This is a genomic window from Bacillus sp. SIMBA_005 (genome assembly GCF_046535585.1).
In the GTDB taxonomy this organism is placed as follows: Bacteria; Bacillota; Bacilli; order Bacillales; family Bacillaceae; genus Bacillus; species Bacillus pumilus.
In genome coordinates, this window is record NZ_JAWRWI010000804.1 from 1 (window position 1) to 253 (window position 253).

Below are 253 nucleotides of genomic sequence, written 5' to 3' on the forward strand. Positions count from 1 at the left end.
CCTGGGGCGCGCTGGCGCTGTACTACCTGCTGCGCGCGGCCGCGCCGATCCGCTTCGGCGTCGGCACGATCTGGCTGCTGATGGCCGCCGCCGGTTGGCATGGCCTGCGGCGCGGGCGCGAGAACTGGGCGCTGCCCGGCCTGTTCGCGCTGGCGTTCGCGTTGCTGTTCGGCATGTGGCTGGCCATGCAGCCGCGGCAGGACCGCGACTGGGCCGACGATGTCGCGCAGACCCTGCAGGCCGAGGTCGAGGG

General features: G+C 74.3%; 1 protein-coding gene. It reads left to right on the forward strand.

Features of this window, described 5'->3' with window-relative positions; genetic code table 11:
- Window positions 1–253, forward strand: a 253-nt coding sequence (locus SB660_RS22300; protein ID WP_410584644.1) for a hypothetical protein, incomplete at both ends; no start/stop codon positions are given.